The organism is Pseudomonas sp. KB_15 (assembly GCF_052114525.1).
In the GTDB taxonomy this organism is placed as follows: domain Bacteria; phylum Pseudomonadota; class Gammaproteobacteria; order Pseudomonadales; family Pseudomonadaceae; genus Aquipseudomonas.
Window position 1 is genome coordinate 117,435 of sequence record NZ_JBFREX010000014.1, and the last position, 17,463, is coordinate 134,897.

The window sequence follows — 17,463 nt, forward strand, 5'->3', positions numbered from 1 at the left end:
ATCAATGGAGCATTCAGGTCGGTGCGCGCGGCGGATAGATCCGCGTCGGCAGCCAGAAAATCAGCAGAATCAAGGTCACGGCGATACCGGCCATGCACAGGTAAAGATCAGAGGAAGTGAGCACCACCGCTTGCTCATGCAGACGATGAGCGAGACCTGCGCTGTCGTGTTCGGCCAGTGGCGAGTTGCCGAGGCGGTCGACCAGCATGGTCGAGTGAAAATGCAGTCGTGCCGTGGTCAACGCCTCGATCACCCCGGTGGCGATGACCACCGACAGGCCTTTGACGGTGTTGAACCAGGCCGATGCGAACGGCCCTTCCATCGGGTTGATGCTGCCGGTGGACAGCATCAGCAGCGGCAACACCGCCATGGGCTGACCGAAAATCTGCAGCCATTGCAGCACATAGAAATCGTCGCGAATCCACACGGATGTCAGTTGCGATCCGCCAACGCACGACAGCGCCAGCATGCTCAGGCCGATGCCCAACACCCAGCGGCAATCAACCCAGCGAAAGTTGCACAGCGCCGCCACCAACGGCAGCGCAATCAATTGCGGCAGCGCCGCCAGCAGCATGATCGGTGCGGTCTGCACCGGGCGATAACCCTGGACCTGTGCCAGGTAGCTGGACGGAATGATGATCACCGCCTGCAACACCACCAGCACGCCCGCCAGGGTCAGCAGGGCAAAGGACAGGTTGCGGATGCCGAGCATCTGCATCTTGAAAAACGGCATCGCCTGCGACCACTCGCCGGTCAAGAACAGCACCAGCAGTAACAGCCCGCCACCGAGCAATCCGCAGATCAGATTCGACTCGAACCAGTCCAGGCGATTGCCCTGCAGGATGCCGATCACCAGCATGCAGATCGCGGGAAAACCCAACAGCACACCGCGCCAGTTGAAGGACTTGAAGCGCTCCAGACGCAGCGGGTCCCGGGGCAAGCCATACGCCACCGCGGCCATGGCAATCAGGCACGGCGCGATGATTTGCCAGAAGGTCCATTGCCAGCCGACATACTCGGTCCACAACCCGGCCAATGGCGTGCCCAGACCCGGGCCGAACGTTGCCGTCAGGGCATAACCGGCCAGGCCATACAACTTCACGTTGGCGGGCAGAAACCGCAGGGCCACGGTCATCAGCATGGGTGGCAATGCACCGCCCGCCAGGCCTTGCAAGGTGCGCAGCAACAACAGGCTTTCGTAATTCGGGGCAAAGGGGCACAAGGCACCCAACAGGGTGAACAGGCTGATGGCGCACAGGGTGAAACGCCGCAACGAGAACGTCACCGCGCACCACGGCGCGAAAGCCATGGCCGCCACCGAAGTCGCGGTGTAACAGGCGACCAGCCAGGTGCCCTCGTCGTAGCCGATGGCCAATGCACCGCGGATATCGGCCAGGGCGACTTTGGTCACCATCTCGTTCAGGCCCGACACCAGCACCGCCAGCAGCACGCCCGCCAGGCCGACGATGATCCGCGGGCCGAAGACCGGCGAAGCGGCTGCCGTGCTGGCCGTAGCGACAGGTGCCGTGACCGTAAGGGAAGTCATGTACTGCGAGCTCCGGCGTGGAAAGACCGAAGCATTCTAAAAAGCGTGATGCCTGACGAAAATCAACTTATTGGCAGGTTATAAGTGTGCCAGACGCAACAATACAAAACCCTTGTAGGAGCGAGCCTGCTCGCGATGGCGGTGGCTCAGTCAATGCAGATGTCGAGACTGCCGACCTCATCGCGAGCAAGCTCGCTCACACAGGGGAACTGATCAGTTCATGGTTGCGCAGCCAGCCACGTTTCATCGCAGCAGGCTTTCAACGTTTCACGCAGCCAGCGGTGTGCCGGATCCTTGTCGAAGCGCGGATGCCAGGCCTGGGTCAGCATGAGGGTTGGCAACGGGACAGGCAGGTTGAACGAGCGCAGCTTCAATCCCAGCCGCCGCACACTCAGCAAGGCTTCCTTGGGCACCGGCAGAATCAGGTCGGAATCGGGCAAGGCAAACATCGCCGCATGAAAGCTTGGCGCGATCACCGCCACCCGCCGCTCCAGCCCCAGGGCATTGAGCGCGGTATCGATCGGCCCCCGGGCAATCCCGCGCCGGGACATGCTGATGTGGGAATAACCCGCGTACCGCTCCGCCGTGATCTCTTCGTCCAGCAGCGGATGATCCTCGCGCACCAGGCCAACGAAGTGGGTGGAAAACAGGTTCTGGACCTTCACTTCCGGGGTCAATGGCCGGGTGTTGCTGACGCTCAGATCGATCCGCCCTTCGCGCAACGCTTCATCATCACCATCGCCTTCCGGGACGAAACGCAATTCGCAATGCGGTGCCTGCCGGTCGAGGGTGTCGAACAGCTTGCCGCCGTAGACGCCGACAAAAAAGTCGTTGGCCCGAATACTGAAACGCCGCCGCAGCGAACTCAGCTCCACTGCATCGGCCGAACGAAACAGCAACCCGGCCTGCTCCACCACACTGCGCACCTGCTCGCGCAACGCCAGCGCCTTGGGGGTCGGCACCAGGCCACGGCCGGCACGCACCAGGATCGGATCGCCAATGGCTTCGCGGATGCGCGTCAACGTCCGGCTCATGGCCGCCGGGCTCAGGCTCATCCGCCGCGCCGCGCCCACCACACTGCCCTCGTCGAGCAAGGCGTCGAGGGCGACTAGCAGGTTCATATCCGGAAATTGCATGGTGAGCACTCGTGCCTGATCTTTATTGATTCAGGCGCAATGCTAGCAAACTCCACTCAGCCATTGTGCAAGCGGACTGGCCCGCGAAGAAGCCAACGCGGACATCACACAATCAGACATTCAACGCACCATCCCCCAGCGCCTCACCGTCACTCGCTCCAACGAATCAAACACCAGATTCTCCACCAGCAACCCAATCAGAATCACCACCGCCAACCCGGCAAACACCTTGTCCGTGTACAGCTCATTGCGATTCTGAAAGATGTACCAGCCCAACCCACCCTTGCCACTGGTTGCGCCAAACACCAACTCAGCAGCAATCAGCGTACGCCAGGCAAATGCCCAGCCGATCTTCAGTCCGGCGAGGATCGATGGCAGCGCCGCCGGGATCAGGATGAACAACACGAAACGCATGCCCTTGAGGCCGTAGTTGCGCCCGGCCATGCGCAGGGTTTCCGAGACGCCGAGGAACCCGGCGTAGGTGTTCAGCGCCAAGGCCCAAAGCACCGAATGCACCAGCACGAAAATCAGGCTGTTCTGGCCTAATCCAAACCACAGCAGCGCCAGCGGCAGCAGGGCGATGGCCGGCAGCGGGTTGAACATCGAGGTCAGGGTACTGAGCAGGTCGCGACCGAATTGCGTCGACACTGCCAGCGTGGTCAGGGCGAATGCCAGGACGATGCCGACCAGGTAGCCCTTGAGCAGCACCCCCAGGGAAATCCACACTTTGTCCAGCAATTCGCCACTGAGCAGGCCGTCGTACAGCGCGTGAGCGGTTTGCACAAAGCCCGGCAGCAGCAGATCGTTATTCTGATAGCGCGCAACGGCTTCCCAGAGCACTGCGAGCAACACCAGGATCAGGCTTTTACGCAACCAGCCCTGTTGCCACAGGCGTTGACCGAGCGGCAGTTCACGCTCCAGCGGCACGCTGGTCAGTGGCTGCAAAACGGTTTCGAACTCTTCACGCGGGGATGATAAATGGCTCATCGGGCCCTCCTCTCAACTGGCTCAATAAGCGATGCGGATGTCGGCGAAATCCAGCTCACGCTCGGTTTCCGCCGACTGACCTTCATCAAACAGCAAGCGATGAATGCGTCGCGCCGACTCCTGAAACGCCACGCCGCCGAGGCTGTGCAAATCATATTGATGGGAATGGACTTGCGCGCGCACGCGCCCCGGATGCGGCGATAGCAGCAGGATGCGGTTGCCCACCACCAACGCCTCTTCGATGGAGTGGGTGACGAACAGCAGCGTGAAACGCACCTCTTCCCAGAGCAGCAGCAATTCTTCCTGCATCTTGCGCCGGGTCAGGGCGTCAAGGGCAGCGAAGGGTTCGTCCATCAGGAGGATTTTCGGCTGCATCGCCAGCGCCCGGGCGATGGCGACTCGAGCCTTCATGCCACCGGACAAGGTGTGCGGATAGGCATCGGCAAACGCCCTCAGGCCAACTTTTTCCAGATAGTGCAGCGCTCGTTCTTCAGCCTCCCTGCGTTTGAGGGTTTTCGAGGCCAGAAGTGGAAACATCACGTTCTGTTTCACGGTTTTCCACGGTGGCAGTTGATCGAACTCCTGGAACACCACGATCCGGTCAGGCCCCGGGGCATCGACGCGCTGACCTTGCAGACGGATCTCGCCCTCGACGGGCTGGATGAAGCCGGCGGCGGCCTTGAGTAATGTCGACTTGCCGCAACCGGACGGGCCGAGCAGGACAAAACGGTCCGCCGGATCCACTTCGAAACTGACTTGATGGGTCGCCCGCACCACGCGCTGCGGCGTGCGGTACTCCAGGCTGACGTTATCGACCGACAGCAGCGCCTGGGCTGCCGCGATCGGTTTGCTGACCGTGTGGCCTTGCAAAGGAGCGTTCATGGCGATCAGCTCCCTTGCAGCGGTTTGGCGTCCTGGAAGAAGTARTCCTTCCACGAATCCGGTTTGTTTTTGATCGCGCCGACGCGGTASAGGAACTCGGCCAACGGGTAAGTATTTTTCGGCGTGACACTGAATTCGAACTGCGGGTTATCGATGATTTTCAGCAACGCGGCGCGGTCGATTTTGGCCTTGGTAACGCGGATGTAAGTGTCCGCCGCCGCGCCTTTGTCGTTCTGGGCAAAGGTGGCCGCTTCGGTCAGCGCATCAATGAATGCCTTGTAGGTTTTTGGGTTCTCGTCGCGGAATTTCTCGGTGGCGAACAGCACCGTCGGCGAGTTCGGACCGAGCAGGTCATAGGTGTTCAGCACCACGTGCACATTGGGATTGGCCAGTTCCTGATCCTGGAACGGCGGGTTGGAGAAGTGCCCGCTCAACTCGGTGCCGCCAGCCACCAGCGCCGCTGTCGCGTCGGGATGCGGAACGGCGATGGTGTACTTGTCGAGGCGATTGAAGTCTTTGTCACCCCACTGTTTGGCCGCCGCGTATTGCAGGAAGCGCGACTGCACCGACACGCCCACCGCGGGCACCGCGATGCGGTCCTTCTCGGTGAAGTCGGCGATGGTTTTGACCTTGGGGTTATTGCTCACCAGGTAATACGGGAAGTTACCCAGGGAAGCCACGGCCTTGACGTTCTGTTTGCCATGGGTGCGATCCCAGATGGTCAACAGCGGGCCAACACCGGCACCGGCAATGTCGATCGAACCCGACAGCAACGCATCGTTGACCGCCGCGCCGCCCGAGAGCTGGGTCCAGTCGACCTTGATGTCGATGCCTTCCTGCTTGCCGTATTTCTCGATCAGGTTCTGATCGCGCACCACATTGAGCAGCAAGTAAACGATGCCGAACTGCTCGGCGATGCGAATTTCACCTTCAGCATGAGCCACGGTCGGTGCCACCAGGCTGCCGGCGATCAGGCTGAAACCCAGGCCGATGGCCGCGGCCAGCGGTGCGAATGGAAGACGTTTGGACATGATCAGATCTCCGACAAATCAGAAAGGCGCATCGCCCTGTATGGTGGTGCGAWACARCTTGCGGCGCAGATGGCTGGGGCATCCGGCGGCGAGGTGRATCAGYGAACGGTTGTCCCAGAACACCAGGTCRTGGGSCTGCCATTGATGGCGGTARATGTTTTGTGGCAACACGCTGTGGGCGTAGAGCTCGGCCAGCAGTTGCTGGCTCTCGTCGTCCGGCAGTCCAACGATGCGGGTGGTGAAACCCTCGCTGACAAACAATGCCTTGCGACCGTTTTCCGGGTGGGTACGCACGACTGGGTGCACCACTTCAGCGACCTGGGCAAGTTGCTCAGGGGTCAGGGTCGGGCGCCAGTTGCCTTCGAATTTGGTCTCGCTGTAGCGCGCCGTGTAGGAGTGCGCCGCCGAGCGGCCTTCGACCGCTTTGCGCAGCGCTTCGGGCAGGCTGTCCCAGGCTTTGTGCATGTCAGCGAACAGAGTGTCGCCACCCTCGGACGGCAGCTCTTGGGCATGCAGCATCGAGCCCAGGCTTGGCAGTACCTTGTAGGAGAGGTCGGAATGCCAGAACTTGCCGGCATCGCCCAGACCAATGTTCTGGCCGTTCTCGACGATGTTGGAAACGATGAGGATTTCCGGGTGCCCGGCCAGCAGGAATTGCTTGAGCACGTGGATCTGCAAGACGCCGAAACGGCGGCTGAAATCGATTTGCTGCTCTGGGGTAATGCGCTGGTCGCGGAACACCACCACGTGATGATCCAGATGCGCGCGGTGAATGCGGGCGAAGTCCTGATCATTGATCGGACTGGACAAATCGAGGCCGATGATCTCGGCGCCCACCGCACCGCTGAACGGACGGATTTCAAAGAATTGTGGCGCGATGGCTGGCGATGCTGAAACGGCTGACATAAATCACTCCCACGCACGGCACGCTCAAGGGCGCGCGCGTCGATCAGAAACTCACGGAGGTCCCGTGTTGGTTCGTGTCGTGCGGCGCGCCGATTGGTCGGCAGGTACGCAGGGGTGTGACTTTATAGGTATAAGAAGCGCAATTTAAATACCCTTATGGAATAATCATATGGCTTTTGTTGTCTGCTGCTTTAGACATTGCCATCCCTAAGAACGCCTTCCACAAGGGTGGGTATAAATCTGCTGGAGTGGGAATCCAAGTATGCACAGAATTCGCCAATTGGCTGACACACTGCATTCAACGTGCTACGAGCCCTGATGACGACAAATGTTTAATTCGCCAAAAACATGACGGTATTTTGCCAATAATTCACTACCAACGCTATCAGTTACAAAATATTGACACAGGCACTTTGATATCCCATCATTTGCGCGCTGAAAATGGCCCATATTTTGATTGGTCCCATGACAGCTCTTTCCGGGTTAGTCGCCCGAGAGTGATTTTCATCATTTCATTGAGACCCGTGTCGAGGCGACAGCAACGCCTGGATACCTTTGTTTCTTAGTGAGCGGCCTTCAAATTTTGCCGATACTTAACCGTTCGGGCTGAGTTTTTGGTGCATTCGGACAGTTGGAGTAGAAGGCGTTGGGTCATGTCACGTTAGCCATCCGGCATCTGCAAGATGAGCAAATGTTGCTGCGCCAGGGGCGGTTATATTGGGTCACCCTGGACCGTGCAACCGATGCGGAAATTTTAGCTCGCCAGTTGTTATCAGGTTTGTCGCAAGAGCATATTGCCACGTTGGTATGCAGCGGCACCGACCCTCAAGCTGTCGTCGAGTCTATGGCTGCTGATTGCGGGCCATCTGAGCTGCGCATGTTTGACATGCCTCACGATGCCTCTACCCGTCTTGCCTTCACAGTCCTGACCTCGGATTTACAGCGAACTAAAATCACGCGCGACAGCTATCTCGTGTTAATGCTGAATTCGGTCCATTTGGAAACGCTGGGCACTAATCAGTTACAACGCTGGTGTGAAAGTACCCGTCAATGGTTATTGAGCATTGACTGCACGTTGTTAGTACTTTGCAGCGGTCAGGCGCCCCTGTTGCACGAACGCCTGTCAAGTCTCAATGAGCAACTTTCCGGCTTGGCACAACTGTATCGCCAAGATGGTGCTATTCATTACCAACTGAACTTCTGGCACAGCCAACTGGGTGTTTGCGCTGCTCAAACCTTTGACCTGGAAACGACCGACAGTGGTTTTTCCTTGAGTGCTTCGCAGCTATCCAACCCCTCGCAAACCCGTACCGACGACCAGCGTATCTACCTGACCGAGCGTTCAGCTCTGGAAGGGACGGCGCCGTTGTCAGAGCAATGGCGCCTTTTCGAGCACCGCGTCGATCTGCTGCAGCAGGCTTCCCACGCGCGCGCAGCCTGCGTGATCGTGACGTTGGAAAGCAACCAGGATGTAGAGCCACTGGCTCGGCAGTTACACAAGTTACGAGAGCAATGTGGTGCTGCCCTGAAGATCATCGTGCGGGAAATTGAAGCTTGCCTGCGCTACCGCGACGAGCGCCTGTTACTGACCTGCGGAGCCAACCTGATCGTTCCGGCCAAGACCACGCTGGCGAACTTCCTGAGCATGGTGGAAAGCGCCCAAGGCCAGATCTGGCGCCATCGTCAGACAGCTGATATCCAGTCGTTGTTTGCACGACTGCGTCCTCCTGCACGGCGCGGGATATTGCCCCCAAGTGAATTTATTGACCTGCTTGATGAGGTCTACAGCGGTGCTTCGGGCGAGCTTGCTCATCAATTATTGCGATTACGCCCACGGGGCGATCTGAACATCGACCAGTACTTGAGCCAGATCACCTTGCGTCGCTTCGGCGATGTCGCATGCGTTCTTGATGGCGTGTTTTATCTTTTCCTGTTCGCTTGCCGCGCCGACGGGCTGGAACCAGCGCTGGGAAACATCTGCCGTTTGCCATGGCGGGATATTTTCAGCGATTGCGAGGTGCTTTCCGGTGCGGACGTACTGCCGCGTCAGGATTTCATCGACGCCCCCCAGGATCTTGAACTTTCACGTCTGGCCACCGGGCAGGCAACCGCTGATTTGACACACGCCATCAGCCAAAGCGGCTACGCGCCACAACGCATTACGCTGCCGCTGTCGGAGCCTTGTTCATGAATTACACCCAATTGCTACAGGTCATCGCGGCAAGTTGCCTCATGACTGTAGCGTCAATGCTTGTGCTGCGCAGTCTCTTGCAGCGCATCAATCGCGGGCTTCAACGATATATGCCACCCCGTTATCTGCAGTCGCGGGGTGTGCGTCGGCGCAAACCTGTAGCGCCCGTTGTGAGAGATGTACATGAACAGTCCTGAGCGATTCGAGGTAAACCCGACAGCAACGCAAAGCGCCTGGACCTGGCCAGGTCTGGGATTGTGGAATCTTTATTTCCTCATCAAGTTGGCGCTGCTGTGGAGCGGTCATCTGAACTTGCAGATCTTGCCGAACCTGGTTTTCGCCGCTGTATTGCTTGTGCCGCTTCGCAATCGATACTTGTCGCTGCTGCGCACGTTGATCGCCATACCGTTGAGTGTGGCGCTGTTCTATCAGGACACTTGGCTGCCGCCGTTCAGTCGGTTGCTGGACCAGCCTGGCGTACTGAATTTCACCGGGGATTATCTGCTTGACCTGGCCGGTCGTTTCATTGACCCGCACCTTTGCGGCGCATTGCTGCTGTTGGTGGTGGCGTATTTCTTCGTGCGCCAGTGGCTGCGCCTGACCACTTTGACGCTGGCCGGTTTCGCCTGGCTCGGCGGAGCAGGGCTTATGGCAATGCATACCCCTGCTCAACAAAGCACGACGCAGGCGGCCGTATCCGCAGGTACGCCGATTGTTAGCGCGGAGCCGGACAGCCCGACGCTTGACGCTTACCTGCAAAATTTCTACAGCACCGAGGCCGGTCGGCAAGTGGTATTCCAACCGTCGCAATCGGCTGCTCAACCGTTCGACCTGCTGCTCATCAATATCTGTTCAATGGCATGGGACGATCTGGACGCCGTTGGTTTGCATGACAACAGCTTGTTGCAGCAGATGGATGTGGTGTTCGAAAACTTCAATTCGGCGACTTCTTACAGCGGGCCGGCTGCCATTCGGTTGCTGCGCGCAAGTTGCGGCCAGCAGTCGCACAGCAAGCTTTACGACGTGGCACCCGAGCAATGCCTGCTGATGGATGATCTGCGCAAACTGGGCTACAACAGCGAAGTCATGCTGAACCATACGGGTAAGTTCGAAGGATTTATCGACGAAGTTCGTGCCCAGGGATCGTTGCCGGCGCCGGAGGTCAATATCACCAATCTGCCGCGCGCCCTGGTGGCTTTCGATGGTTCGCCGATCTGGCGTGATCGTGAGGTCCTGGACAAGTGGTGGCAGCATCGCGAGGGGCAGAACGATTCAAGGGTGGCGTTGTTCTACAACACCACGACGTTGCATGACGGCAACCGCGCCCTGACCCTCGATGGCGGCACGAAGAGCGCCGATTACAAGGCGCGCGCCCAAACAATGATCGATGACCTGAGCGCGTTCCTCAAAGAGTTGGAGAAGAGTGGACGCCGCGTGGCGGTGGTGATCGTGCCTGAGCATGGCGCTGCCTTGCACGGTGACCGCATGCAGATTTCCGGCATGCGGGAAATTCCGAGCCCGTCGATTACCCATGTGCCGGTCGGCATCAAGTTGGTAGGCATGGGCAAGAATCCGCGATCGGAGCCGATTCTCGTCAAAGGGCCGAGCAGTTATCTGGCCCTGTCGGAAATCATGTCTCGCTTGTACGCCGCGCCAGCGCAAGGTGAAGGGTTGGGTCCGGACTGGCAGGCACTGCTGGCCAATCTGCCGCAAACACCTGCGGTCTCGGAAAACGCTGGAACCGTTGTCCTCGACTACGCCGGCAAGCCTTATGTACGGATCAAGGAGAATGGAACATGGCTTCCTTACCCGCAAAAATTCAACTGAAAAACCAGGCGCCCTCGCGCAACGAGCGGGCCGATGATATCGCCCGGCTTAAAGTCGAACTGCGCCTGCCTAGCTTGGAATACGTCGATGTTTCGGCGCAGCTTGAATTGAGCCGGGCGCTCAAACGCTGGCCGTTGCTGGCTGATTTCCCTATCACTGACGACCGTGGCGACCAAGTGCCTTTGCCGGTTGTCCAGCCAGTGCGACAGGGCAAGTTCGGAGCGCGTAAGTGACATCGCTGAGTATGCGCGGGGTACGTGGGGGTGTTGGCACCACTTCGTTGATGGCGGCGCTCGGTTATGCCTTGGAAAGCCTCGGTGAGCGGGTATTGCTGATCGACATGTCCCCGGAAAATCTACTGTCACTTCATTTCAATCTGCGCGATTCCGGGAAATCGGGTTGGGCGCGAGCGATGCTCGATGACCAGGACTGGTACAAGCAGGCCTGGGGCCTGACGCCGACTCTCCACATCTTGCCTTATGGTCGCCTGAGTGCCCAAGAGTCCATGAGTATCGAGCAGCAACTGATCCATGACCCGCAGATATGGGCACGGCGTCAGGCGAGCCTGGCGGCCAACTATGACTGGCTGCTGTTCGATCTGCCACAGCGCTTGTCGGGGCACGCGGCCATTGGTCCTTGCCTGCTCCCGATCCAGGTGGCCGAGGCAGATGCGGCTTGTCATGTGCTGCTGTTGCAGCAGGCGGGCAGCAATCCCGTGCTGGTGAACCGCTACGATCCGGGCAGCCAGCTGCAACGCGATTTGCTGCTCATCTGGCGACAATACTATGCGACTCGTCTCTTGCCGCTGACGGTGCACGCCGATGAGGCTATGCGCGAAGCATTGGCATTCAAGCAGCCAGTAGGACAATACGCGCCGGAAAGCCTTGCGGCGCAAGATGCGTTGAGTCTGGCGACCTGGTGCCTGGCACGACGCCGAGAGATGGCATGATCGAGCACTGCTTCCCTTACCTGAAACTGCGTCGTCGTTACGACTGCCACCCACTGACCGCTTTATGGCTGGCCTCATTCACCGCCATGGCGTGGTTGTTCTTGCGGCTGGAGTCGCCGGTCTGGCAGCGCCTCAGAGAGGAACGCCAACGCTGGTATCCGCACTTGGCCGGCAAGGCGCCAAGTGTTGGAGACCCTTTGCGTATTGCCCTGCAAAGCTTGTGGTTGCTGGTATTCCGCCCCTGGCCGCAAGCCCGACGGCGCACTGCACCGCAATGGGCGCGCCGTGTAGGTCAGTCGAACCAGCGGTTGTGGAGTCGCATTGGTGCGTTTCTCACTGAGCTGCCGCGGCACGCCAGTGAGAGCAAGGCCATGCATGAAGGCGCCCGGTGGCGGCGCAACCTTGATACTCGGCAAAAACATTGGCTTGACTTTACCTGCGCTGCAGTCGGGTTAGTCTTGGTGGTGGTGTGTATCACCCAGCCCTTCAACTACGTATCGCAGTTGGTTTATGTGATTTTGCTGTGGGCCGTAGCGATGGTGATTCGGCGCATGCCCGGCCGGTTTCCGACGCTGCTGCTGATCATGCTGTCGATCATCGTTTCCTGCCGTTACCTGTGGTGGCGCTATACCGCGACCCTGAACTGGGACAGTCCGCTGGATCTGGCCTGCGGGGTATTGTTACTGATTGCCGAAACGTACTCCTGGCTGGTGCTGTTGCTGGGTTATATCCAGACCTGCTGGCCGTTGAACCGCCCGCCTGCACAACTTCCTCGCGATACACGACTGTGGCCTACGGTCGATCTGTTGATTCCGACGTACAACGAGGACTTGTCCATTGTGCGCAGCACTGTATATGCCGCCCTCGGTATCGACTGGCCTCACGACAAGTTGCGCATTTCGATACTTGACGATGGCAAGCGCGAAGAATTTCGCTTGTTTGCCGAACAGGCCGGCGTGAATTACATCACTCGTAACGACAATAAACATGCCAAGGCCGGCAATCTCAATCAGGCGCTGAAGCAGCTTGATGGCGAGTTGGTGGCAATTTTCGACTGCGATCACGTGCCGGTGCGTTCATTCTTGCAACTCACGGTGGGCTGGTTCCTGCGCGACCCCAAGCTGGCGCTGGTGCAAACACCGCATCACTTCCTGTCGCCGGATCCTTTTGAACGCAACCTCGACACCTTCCGGCAACGGCCCAATGAGGGCGAGTTGTTCTACGGTTTGGTACAGGATGGCAACGATATGTGGAATGCCGCGTTTTTCTGCGGCTCCTGCGCAGTGTTGCGGCGTTCGGCAATTGATGAAATCGGTGGCTTCGCCGTGGAAACCGTCACCGAAGACGCCCATACCGCGCTGCGCCTGCACCGAAAGGGCTGGAACTCGGCTTATGTGCGCATTCCCCAGGCAGCAGGGCTGGCCACTGAAAGCCTGTCGGCACACATCGGTCAGCGGATTCGTTGGGCGCGGGGCATGGCGCAGATTTTCCGCACTGACAACCCGTTGCTGGGCAAAGGCCTGACGATCTTTCAACGTATTTGCTACGCCAACGCCATGCTGCATTTTCTGGCGGGCCTGCCGCGTCTGGTATTCCTTACCGCGCCTTTAGCGTTCCTGCTGATGCACGCCTACATCATCTATGCGCCGGCCTTGATGATCATGCTGTATGTGATTCCGCATATGGTTCACGCCAGCCTGACCAACTCACGCATGCAGGGAGAGCACCGCTTGACGTTCTGGGGAGAGGTCTATGAAACGGTACTTGCCTGGTACATCGCGCGGCCAACCACCGTTGCGCTGTTCAATCCCAAAAAAGGTAAATTCAACGTGACCGCCAAAGGCGGCTTGATGACGGAGGACCAGTTCGACTGGGGTATCGCCAGGCCGTATCTGGTTTTGGCGGTGCTGAACATAGCCGGCCTGTTTTTTGCGGTATGGCGTTTGTTTTACGGGCCGGCCAATGAAATCGGTACCACGTTGRTCAGCAGTCTGTGGGTCATTTACAACCTGCTGATCGTGGGCGCTGCCGTGGCAATTGCCGCTGAAGTACGTCAGGTGCGGGAGACCCACCGTGTGCAGGCCAAATTGCCGGCGGCGATACGTCTGCAAAACGGGCGCTTCTATCCCTGCCTGCTGGTGGATTACTCCGACGGTGGTACCGGCGTCCAACTGGACGTTGAGCTTTCCCTGCCAATCGGCGAGCGGGTTTTCCTGATGATGCAGCGTGGAGAACGGGAATTCCTATTCTCGGGCATCGTCAGCCGCAGCCATAAAAACTTTATTGGCATCGCGCTTAATGAGCTGACTGCGCAACAGAAAATCGATTACGTGCAATGCACTTTTTCCCGGGCCGACGCCTGGTTGAACTGGAATGAAGACTTCGCTCCAGACCGGCCGCTGCACAGTTTCATCGATGTGCTGCGTCTTGGCGCCACCGGCTATTACCGCCTGTATCAATACTTGCCCGCCTGGACACGAACCCTGACCCGACCGTTCGTGCGTTTGCTCGCCTGGCTGATCAGCTATGTGCCGCGCTTCGCCAAAGCGTCCCCTCTTTCTCCAACTTCTCGATCGGAATGCGCACCATGAGTCGCTATTTCACTTTCACGCTGGCAAGCCTGCTGTCGCTGGCAATGAGTTGCGCCCACGCGCAGCCCGTCAAAGAGCAAACTTCCAAGGTGCAGCCACCGGCGCCAGTGTCAGTACCGGAAACCGTCACCAACGTGCCGAGCTGGGATGTGTCGCGTAATTTCACAGAGCTGGGGCGGGTGGCTGACAGCCTGTTGCTAGGCACGCATAACACCGATCAGTTGGAATTCACCATGCGGCGCGATCGCATCGCCAACGATGCGAAGCTACAACTTGTGTACACGCCATCGCCGGCGCTCCTGCCAACGCTGTCGCACCTGCGGGTCTACCTTAATGACGTGTTGATGAGCGTGATCCCCATCGACAAGGAGCAATTGGGTAAAAAGACTGTTCGCCAGGTTGATCTTGATCCGCGTCTGATCAGCGACTTCAACCGTATACGGTTGGAGTTTGTCGGCCATTACACCGACATTTGCGAAGAGCCTTCCAATAGCGCGCTGTGGGTCAATATCAGCCGGGCCAGCCTGGTATCCCTGAAAGAGCAGGCGTTGATCGTGCAGAACGATCTGGCCTATTTCCCGATGCCTTTTTACGATGCGCGCGACTATGACAAGCCGGTTCTGAACATGGTTTTCGCGGCTTCGCCGACGCTTGGCGAACAGCGCGCGGCGGGTATTCTCGCCTCGTACTTCGGCAGCCTGGCTGCGTGGCGCGGCACGGAATTCCCGGTGCTGTTCGATCAACTGCCCACAGCGACAGCCGCTACGCCAATTACCGCGTCCATTGTGTTCGCCACCAACAATCATCGCCCGGCATTCCTGGCCGACATGAAGCAGTTCCCGCCGGTTGAGGCGCCTGTGGTGCAGATGATCGACAACCCGACTGACCGCTACAGCAAGGTGTTGCTGGTGCTGGGCCGGGACGAGGCCGACCTGGCCGCCGCCGCGCAAGCGTTGGTATTGGGTGGTGATCTGTTTCGAGGTGAGCGGGTTGTCATCGACAAGGTGCAGCAGATTCAGCCGCGCCAACCCTATGACGCGCCGAACTGGATGCGTACCGATCGGGCCGTTCGGTTCTCCGAGCTGATCAAGTACCCCGAGCAGTTGCGTACCAGCGGCGTGCAGCCACTGCCAATCAGCCTGGATATCAACTTGCCGCCGGATCTGTTTGTCTGGCGCAACCAGGGCATTCCGCTGCAAACCAAATATCGCTACACGCCATCGGCGACCAATGACGGTTCGCGCCTGAACATCAGCCTCAACAATCAGTTCATCACCAGCCTGCCGCTGCTGGCCAACACCAATGACCGACTGGAAGAATTGCGCCTTGCGGTGTTGTCCAGCGAGTCGGCGAACACCAATGAAAACCTGTCGGTCCCGGCGCTGAAAATTGGCGACCGCAACAACCTGCGGTTCAATTTCAGCTTCGCCACGACGACCAGCAGTTCCCAGCGCGATCGCTGCCAGACTTCTTTAGTAGTGGACACTCAAGCAGTTATCGACGATCAGTCGACCATTGATATGTCGGGCTATCACCATTTCATCGCCATGCCTGACCTGGCGGCGTTCGCCCGCAGCGGTTTTCCTTTCAGCCGCATGGCCGATCTTTCCGAGACCGTGGTCATCGTGCCGCCGCAGCCGAGTGCCTTGCAGCTGAGTACGTACCTTGAAGCGGTAGCCGGAATTTCGGCTCGCTCGGGTCTGCCCGCCATAAACCTGACCTTGAGCGATAACTGGGACGAGGTATCGAAGCGCGATGCAGACCTGCTGATCCTCGGATCTTTACCGACTGACATCCACGATAACCGCGACATGAATCTGCTCCTGGACAGCTCCCGAAACGGGTTGTTGAAAGCGAACATGCAGGGGCCTGGCTCGTCGCAAAACAAGGACGCGGGCAAACCTGCAGCCAGTCGTGTCGAGGTCTCGGCCACCGGTCCCATTGCAGCAATCGTCGGCATGCAGTCGCCTTCCCATGAACAGCGCAGCATCGTGGCCTTGCTGGCCACTGAAGATTCCGGCTACCAGTTATTGCGCGAGACGCTCAATGACAGCGGCAAGCTCGATGCAGTGGCTGGCTCTGTGGTGTTGATTCGCAGCAGTGGCGTTCAAGGTCAGATGGTCGGCGATCACTACTACGTCGGCAGCCTGCCATGGTGGTTGCTGCTCTGGTTCAAGTTGTCCGAACACCCGATCCTGCTGGCAGTCATGGCGGTGTCTGGCGTACTGCTCAGTGCATTCCTGACTTGGCGCATCCTGCAATGGGCGGCTCGTCGTCGTCTGGCTTATGAAGAATAAGTCGGCCCGGTCACGGCTCCTTGCGGCGTTCTTGCCACTGCTGGCATTGCCTGCGCAGGGAGCGAGCCAATGTGTATGGCCGGCCTGGGAAAATTTCAAACAGCACCTGATCAGTGATGATGGACGGGTAATAGACGCGTCCTCCCCACAGCAGATAACGACGTCTGAAGGGCAGAGCTACGGGCTGTTTTTCGCGCTGGTGGCCAACGATCGAAAAAGCTTCGATCGGCTGTTGACCTGGACCCGCAACAATCTGGCGGACGGCGATCTGGGCGCTCATCTGCCAGCCTGGCAATGGGGGCGCGACAAGGATGGTCAATGGGGCGTGCTCGACGGCAATAACGCCAGCGACGCCGACCTGTGGATCGCCTATAGCCTGCTGGAAGCCGGTCGTCTGTGGCGCAGGCCGGATTACCTGGCGCTGGGTAATCACCTGCTATGGCGCAGCGCCGCACAAACGCTGCGCAAGCTGCCGGGTCTTGGCCTTATGTTGCTGCCAGGGGATGTTGGTTTCGAATCCAGCCAAGGCTGGCGCCTGAACCTCAGTTATCTGCCGCCGCAACTGTTGACCCGATTTGCTCTCATAGCACCGGTTTGGACCGAAGTAGCGCAAAACTCCCGGCGCGCGCTGATCGAAGGTTCCCCCAAAGGCTTTGCACCCGACTGGCTGATGTGGCAGGCCGGACAGGGTTTCTCATCCGACGCGAAAGGCTCGGACGGTAGCTACGACGCGATTCGTGTCTATCTGTGGGTCGGCATGCTGGCGGCTGATGCCCCCGAGCGCACCGTTTTGCTCAATCACTTCAAACCCATGATTGAAGCGACCGCGCGCCTGAGATACGTGCCGGAACACGTTGATTCCGCCACTGGCGAGAGCATGGGCGCAGGCCCGGTCGGGTTTTCGGCAGCACTCTTACCGTTATTGGCCAGCGATGCGTCGGCTGCTGCCGCACTGTCTGCGCAACGTGAACACCTGCGTCAATCTGCGCCATTGGCCGATGCCTATTACAACCAATCGCTGGTGATGTTTGGCCAGGGTTGGGACGAACACCGCTATCGGTTTGACAAGGATGGGCGGCTGCAACCGAACTGGACGAGTCCATGCACGCACTGAATCGAG

General features: G+C 58.9%; 14 protein-coding genes. 8 read left to right on the forward strand and 6 right to left on the reverse strand.

All coding sequences use genetic code 11. The features are described 5' to 3' along the window. Positions 1-13: 13 nt before the first annotated feature. The 6 genes from AB4Z35_RS14645 to AB4Z35_RS14670 all read right to left on the reverse strand — a co-directional run bounded on the left by AB4Z35_RS14645 (position 14) and on the right by AB4Z35_RS14670 (position 6,488). Positions 14-1,546: an MFS transporter gene (locus tag AB4Z35_RS14645; RefSeq protein ID WP_442097759.1), complete on the reverse strand. Its 1,533-nt coding sequence runs from the start codon at positions 1,544-1,546 to the stop codon at positions 14-16. A 218-nt stretch (positions 1,547-1,764) separates the two neighbouring features. After that, the gene (locus AB4Z35_RS14650) at positions 1,765-2,682 is read right to left on the reverse strand and encodes a LysR family transcriptional regulator (RefSeq protein WP_442097761.1); all 918 of its coding nucleotides are present in this window, start codon (positions 2,680-2,682) and stop codon (positions 1,765-1,767) included. 120 nt (positions 2,683-2,802) lie between these two features. Next, entirely contained in the window at positions 2,803-3,669 is an 867-nt protein-coding gene (locus AB4Z35_RS14655; protein WP_442097763.1) for an ABC transporter permease, read from the reverse strand. Positions 3,670-3,690: 21 nt separating this feature from the next. After that, on the reverse strand, positions 3,691-4,551 hold the full coding sequence (locus tag AB4Z35_RS14660) for an ABC transporter ATP-binding protein (protein WP_442097765.1): 861 nt from the start codon (positions 4,549-4,551) through the stop codon (positions 3,691-3,693). A 5-nt stretch (positions 4,552-4,556) separates the two neighbouring features. Continuing rightward, entirely contained in the window at positions 4,557-5,582 is a 1,026-nt protein-coding gene (locus AB4Z35_RS14665) for an ABC transporter substrate-binding protein (RefSeq protein WP_008003470.1), read from the reverse strand. Positions 5,583-5,600: 18 nt separating this feature from the next. Then, positions 5,601-6,488, reverse strand: a complete 888-nt coding sequence (locus tag AB4Z35_RS14670; protein WP_442097766.1) for a TauD/TfdA dioxygenase family protein — start codon at positions 6,486-6,488, stop codon at positions 5,601-5,603. A gap of 646 nt (positions 6,489-7,134) precedes the next feature. Here AB4Z35_RS14670 and bcsE point away from each other — a divergent pair. The 8 genes from bcsE to bcsZ are packed head-to-tail and all read left to right on the forward strand — an operon-like array spanning position 7,135 to position 17,457. Beyond that, positions 7,135-8,679: a cellulose biosynthesis protein BcsE gene (bcsE, locus tag AB4Z35_RS14675; protein WP_442097768.1), complete on the forward strand. Its 1,545-nt coding sequence runs from the start codon at positions 7,135-7,137 to the stop codon at positions 8,677-8,679. 56 nt (positions 8,680-8,735) lie between these two features. After that, complete coding sequence (locus AB4Z35_RS14680) at positions 8,736-8,876, forward strand: hypothetical protein (protein ID WP_238541700.1); 141 nt, start codon at positions 8,736-8,738, stop codon at positions 8,874-8,876. Beyond that, entirely contained in the window at positions 8,863-10,506 is a 1,644-nt protein-coding gene (gene bcsG, locus AB4Z35_RS14685) for a cellulose biosynthesis protein BcsG (RefSeq protein WP_442097769.1), read from the forward strand. Before AB4Z35_RS14680 ends, bcsG begins: the two co-directional genes overlap by 14 nt. Next, positions 10,476-10,739, forward strand: coding sequence for a cellulose biosynthesis protein BcsR (gene bcsR, locus AB4Z35_RS14690; RefSeq protein ID WP_008003476.1), 264 nt, complete (start codon positions 10,476-10,478; stop codon positions 10,737-10,739). The genes bcsG and bcsR overlap by 31 nt, the downstream gene beginning before the upstream one ends. Continuing rightward, on the forward strand, positions 10,736-11,455 hold the full coding sequence (gene bcsQ, locus AB4Z35_RS14695) for a cellulose biosynthesis protein BcsQ (protein ID WP_442097772.1): 720 nt from the start codon (positions 10,736-10,738) through the stop codon (positions 11,453-11,455). Before bcsR ends, bcsQ begins: the two co-directional genes overlap by 4 nt. After that, positions 11,452-14,046: a UDP-forming cellulose synthase catalytic subunit gene (gene bcsA / locus AB4Z35_RS14700; RefSeq protein ID WP_442097773.1), complete on the forward strand. Its 2,595-nt coding sequence runs from the start codon at positions 11,452-11,454 to the stop codon at positions 14,044-14,046. The genes bcsQ and bcsA overlap by 4 nt, the downstream gene beginning before the upstream one ends. Further along, on the forward strand, positions 14,043-16,343 hold the full coding sequence (bcsB, locus tag AB4Z35_RS14705) for a cellulose biosynthesis cyclic di-GMP-binding regulatory protein BcsB (RefSeq protein WP_442097775.1): 2,301 nt from the start codon (positions 14,043-14,045) through the stop codon (positions 16,341-16,343). The genes bcsA and bcsB overlap by 4 nt, the downstream gene beginning before the upstream one ends. Beyond that, positions 16,333-17,457: a cellulose synthase complex periplasmic endoglucanase BcsZ gene (gene bcsZ, locus AB4Z35_RS14710; RefSeq protein ID WP_008003482.1), complete on the forward strand. Its 1,125-nt coding sequence runs from the start codon at positions 16,333-16,335 to the stop codon at positions 17,455-17,457. The genes bcsB and bcsZ overlap by 11 nt, the downstream gene beginning before the upstream one ends. Positions 17,458-17,463: the final 6 nt, after the last annotated feature.

What these genes read in the sequence shown, in the direction of transcription:
- bcsB (WP_442097775.1), top strand. Translation starts at nt 14,043, where the DNA reads ATGAGTCGCTATTTCACTTTCACGCTGGCAAGCCTGCTGTCGCTGGCA.
- AB4Z35_RS14650 (WP_442097761.1), bottom strand. Translation starts at nt 2,682, where the DNA reads ATGCAATTTCCGGATATGAACCTGCTAGTCGCCCTCGACGCCTTGCTC.
- bcsG (WP_442097769.1), top strand. Translation starts at nt 8,863, where the DNA reads ATGAACAGTCCTGAGCGATTCGAGGTAAACCCGACAGCAACGCAAAGC.
- AB4Z35_RS14655 (WP_442097763.1), bottom strand. Translation starts at nt 3,669, where the DNA reads ATGAGCCATTTATCATCCCCGCGTGAAGAGTTCGAAACCGTTTTGCAG.
- AB4Z35_RS14680 (WP_238541700.1), top strand. Translation starts at nt 8,736, where the DNA reads ATGCTTGTGCTGCGCAGTCTCTTGCAGCGCATCAATCGCGGGCTTCAA.
- bcsR (WP_008003476.1), top strand. Translation starts at nt 10,476, where the DNA reads ATGGCTTCCTTACCCGCAAAAATTCAACTGAAAAACCAGGCGCCCTCG.
- AB4Z35_RS14660 (WP_442097765.1), bottom strand. Translation starts at nt 4,551, where the DNA reads ATGAACGCTCCTTTGCAAGGCCACACGGTCAGCAAACCGATCGCGGCA.
- bcsZ (WP_008003482.1), top strand. Translation starts at nt 16,333, where the DNA reads ATGAAGAATAAGTCGGCCCGGTCACGGCTCCTTGCGGCGTTCTTGCCA.
- AB4Z35_RS14645 (WP_442097759.1), bottom strand. Translation starts at nt 1,546, where the DNA reads ATGACTTCCCTTACGGTCACGGCACCTGTCGCTACGGCCAGCACGGCA.